We start from the raw sequence: 3864 nt of genomic DNA, 5'->3' as shown, positions 1-3864 counted from the left end.
TCCTTGGTGCCTTCCTGGTCCGGCTTGCTGCTGGTGGAGGCAAACATGACCTGCGGCGGGCTGTAGGCGACCGCGTTGAAAAAGGAATAAGGCGCCAGGTTGTTCACCCCGTCTGCCGAGCGAGATGAAATCCAGCCGATCGGCCGTGGCGTGACAATGGCGTTGAACGGGTTGTGGGGCAGGCCGTGGCCGTCCTCGGGTCGGTAGAACATTCTTGCTTCCTGCTTAGGGGATTTCAGGGGCTTAGGTGTTTGCCCAAGGCTTACGCCCGTGTTAGGCCGAATGCCAGCCTGCAGGGGGAAAATGCGGAGGCCGGAACAGGGACATGGCGGCGTGATCGAATTGATGGCAGAGCAGCCGGACGACCGGTGGGAGGTTGAGGCGCTGTATGACCTGTGCTTTGCGCCGGGCCGCGAGGCGTTGTCGTCTTACCGGTTGCGCGACGGGGTGCCGCCGGTTGCAGGGCTGAGCGAGGTGGCCCGGGACAGCGACGGGATCCTGGCGGCGGCGATCCGGTATTGGCCGGTTCTGGTTGGCGCAGCGCCCGCACTGCTGCTGGGGCCGGTTGCGGTGCACCCGACGCGGCAGGGCGAGGGGCTGGGCGGGTCTTTGATTCGCGACAGCGTCGCCAAGGCGGAGGAAACCGGCTGGGCGCGGGTGATGCTGGTGGGCGATGCGCCCTATTACCGGCGCTTTGGGTTCACCAAACTGACAGGGGTGGAAATGCCGCCGCCGACCAACCCGGACCGGGTGCTGGGACTGGCGCTGCAAGAGGCGGCCTGGGACGGCGTTCAAGGGCAGGTGCGCCGCTGGCAGGGTTGAATTTCCGCCCTTGGCTGCCGATCTTCTGGATAGGCAGAGGAGGCGCATTTGACGGACGTTCTATCAACAGCACGGGAATTCACCCCGCAGGAAATCGAGTCTGAGCTGGACGCGCTGGCGCAGCGCCACCGGGCGGCGGGCGGTATTGGCGTGGATTTGCTGAACCGGCTGGGCGGCAGCGGCGAAAGCCTGCTGGAGCGGCTGCCGGAACCGGTGCGGGCCGGGCTGACAGGCGCCACTGAGACCGCGCTCAGGGTTGCCATGAAGGGGGCCAGCCAGTCACGCCGTCTGGTGGCGGATCAGAAACCGGGCGTCGACCGGGTGGTGAGCGCGGCCATGGGCGCTGCGGGCGGCGCCGCGGGCCTGCCGGGCGCACTGGTGGAGCTGCCTGCGACAACGGCGTTTTTGCTCCGGACTATTCAGGGCGCCGCAGCTGCGGAGGGGTTCGATCCGGAGGCCGAAAGCGTGACCTTTGACTGCATCCAGGTGTTTGCGGCGGCAGGCCCTTTGGCCGGGGATGACGGCGCGGATCTGGGCTTTGTCTCGGTGCGGCTGGGGCTGCCAGGAGGCTTGCACAAGCTGATTGCCCAGGTGGCGCCCAAGCTGGGTGCAGTGCTGGGGCAAAAGCTGGCAGCCCAGGCGGTGCCGATTGCGGGGGCTGTGGCCGGGGCCGCGGTGAATTACGTCTTTGCAGGATATTACCGCGAGATGGCGCATGTGCATTTCGGACTTCGGCGGCTGGCGGTGGATGCAGATCTGCCGCAAGAGGAGCTGGCAGCAAAGTTGCGGCAGCGGCTGCAAAGTCCGGGTGCGGCACAGTAGATACAACAGACCTCTTGCACTTGCCTGAGAGGGAGATTTAATCATCCCTTCCTGTTAAGAGGGAAAGCATGATTCAATACAGCCTCAAATGCACCGATGGCCACAGTTTCGACAGCTGGTTCCAATCGGCTGCGGCGTTTGACAAGCTGGCGGCGGCCGGCCTGGTGTCCTGCGCTGTCTGCGGCGGCGCGCAGGTGGAGAAAGCCATAATGGCGCCACGGGTGCGCCCCGGACGCAAGGCGGTGTCTGCCGTCGGCGAACCGGAACCGCAGACAACTGCGCCGGCCGCTCCCGTTCCGGTGCCGTCAACCGCTCCGGCGACTCCCCTTGCAGGCCCCGGCTTGCTGAGCCGTCCTTCGGGTGAGGTCGAACAGGCTATTGCCGATCTGCGCAAGAAGGTTGAGGAAAACTCCGATTACGTCGGCGGCAGTTTTGTTCAAGAGGCACGGGCAATGCACCTGGGCGAGGCGCCGGAGCGGGCGATCCATGGCGAGGCAAAGCTGGAAGATGCGCGGGAACTGATCGAGGAAGGCGTGCCGGTGATGCCGCTGCCGTTCCGTCCCGGGCGCAAAACAAACTGAAGGGCAGAGCAAAAATGCATGCAGTTGTAACAGGAACCAGCCGCGGCATCGGCAAGGAGCTGGTGAAGCGGCTGCAGGAGGCGGGCTATGAGGTGACAGGCTCCTCGCGCGATCACTCCTCGGGCGTCAAGCTGGATGTCTCCGACCCCGGCCAGCAGGCGCGCTTTGCGGCCCAGATCAAGAACCGGCCGGTGGATCTGCTGGTGTGCAATGCCGGGGTCTATATCGACAAGGCGATGGGGCTTGAAGACTACTCAGCCGAGGTCTGGGCCAAGACCCTGGCCGCCAATGTGACCGGCGTGTTTTTGACGGTGCAAGCGATGCTGCCTAATTTGCGGCTGGCACAGGAACCCAAGATCGCGATCCTGTCTTCGCAGATGGCCAGCCAGGCGCGGGCGCCGGGGGGCAGCTATGCCTATCGCGCCTCCAAGGCGGCAGCGCTGAACATCGGACGCAATCTGGCGACGGATCTGCAGCCGGAAGGGATCTCTGTGGGGATTTATCATCCCGGCTGGGTGCGCACCGATATGGGTGGTCATGAAGGCGATATCACGGTGGAAGAGTCTGTCGCCGGGCTAATCAATGAGTTCGCGGTGCTGAACCTGGATACCACCGGCTGTTTTCACACTTGGGACGGCCGCATACACCCCTATTGAACCGGCTGCGGCAGAGCAGGCCGAAGCTCCCGCGCCCGCAGGTGCCTGGCTGCGCCAGCCCCCTTGGCGGGTTTGGGCCGGGCGCCGCGCAAATGCGCGGCGCGGCACCTTGCACTGGCACGGTGCTATGCCCAACGGGCATAGGGCCTGATAAGGCCCGTTGCCGGGCGGGAGCACCTGCCTGTGATTGAACTGCCGCCCTTTGAAGGCACCGCGGGCATGAAAAAGCCGGCGCAGAACCTGAGCCGGCTTTTGTCTTGTTGATCAGGCCTGACACGAATGACGGCCAGCCGGTCACTCCCAGCAGCTGACCAGCACGGTCATACCGGACGCCAGCCGGGTCATAGCCGCATTGGGCAAGCTGCCTGCTGACGCGCTCTGTGCTGCCGGGGTCATGCCTGCGGTGTTCAGCGCGCTGCGGATGGCTTCGGCGTTGACGGCAAAGCTGACGCCTTCGGGCAGTTGCTTGCCCTCGATCTGGCGCGGCAGCAGCATCCCCAGAACAGCCCCGGTACTGTCAAGAACCGGGCCGCCTGCATCGCCGGGCTGGGCTGCCAGCTCCAGGCGGGCAACGCCGGTGTTGCCATCCAGGCTTTTGACGTCTGCGACCTTGCCCCAAGTCAGGCTCGGTGCGCCCAAGACGCCCTCGTAGGAGAAGCCGGAAACAGCGATCTCAGACTGCAGCCGCGGCGAAGCGGCGCTGAGTTCACCAACCGCTGCAGGTGCCAGCGCCTGGACGGGGCGCAGGATGGCGATGCCGTCTGCGGTGTTGTTGGCCTCTATTTCCACCTGATAGCCATGGTCCAATGTGATGCGGGTACAGCCCGCCACCACATCCGAGGTGGTCATCACGCTGCCGTCGCCATCGACAAAGAAACCCGAACGCGACAGTTTCGGCTTGCGGATTTCCAGGCCGGAAACCAGGTCGATGCTCTGCACTGCGTCACCGCCCGCTGCCGGGTCCAGTACGCCGTCAAGGCGGG

The 3864-nt window shown here is 65.1% G+C and carries 6 protein-coding genes; 4 read left to right on the top strand and 2 right to left on the bottom strand.

The genetic code is table 11. The features are described 5' to 3' along the window. Positions 1-212: flavin reductase family protein (locus tag A2I95_RS27385; protein WP_367152763.1), on the bottom strand; the 212-nt coding region annotated here is incomplete at its 3' end. A gap of 121 nt (positions 213-333) precedes the next feature. On the opposite strand from A2I95_RS27385, the gene A2I95_RS27380 reads away from it, so the two are divergent. The 4 genes from A2I95_RS27380 to A2I95_RS27365 all read left to right on the top strand — a co-directional run bounded on the left by A2I95_RS27380 (position 334) and on the right by A2I95_RS27365 (position 2881). Further along, positions 334-822, top strand: coding sequence for a GNAT family N-acetyltransferase (locus A2I95_RS27380; RefSeq protein WP_291734986.1), 489 nt, complete (start codon positions 334-336; stop codon positions 820-822). Between the two features lie 48 nt (positions 823-870). Beyond that, positions 871-1644 (top strand): EcsC family protein, encoded by a 774-nt coding sequence (locus A2I95_RS27375; RefSeq protein ID WP_027259831.1) that lies wholly within the window; start codon positions 871-873, stop codon positions 1642-1644. Positions 1645-1712: 68 nt separating this feature from the next. Then, complete coding sequence (locus A2I95_RS27370) at positions 1713-2225, top strand: DUF1178 family protein (RefSeq protein WP_291734983.1); 513 nt, start codon at positions 1713-1715, stop codon at positions 2223-2225. 14 nt (positions 2226-2239) lie between these two features. Further along, positions 2240-2881, top strand: a complete 642-nt coding sequence (locus A2I95_RS27365; protein ID WP_291734980.1) for an SDR family oxidoreductase — start codon at positions 2240-2242, stop codon at positions 2879-2881. A 294-nt stretch (positions 2882-3175) separates the two neighbouring features. On the opposite strand, the gene A2I95_RS27360 is transcribed toward A2I95_RS27365, so the two are convergent. Beyond that, positions 3176-3864, bottom strand: a 689-nt coding sequence (locus tag A2I95_RS27360; RefSeq protein WP_291734977.1) for a serine protease, incomplete at its 5' end; no start/stop codon positions are given.

The sequence above is a fragment of the Leisingera sp. F5 genome, from assembly GCF_001593695.1.
Note: the sequence above shows the minus strand (reverse complement) of the source record. Positions and strands in the feature narration are given on the sequence as shown.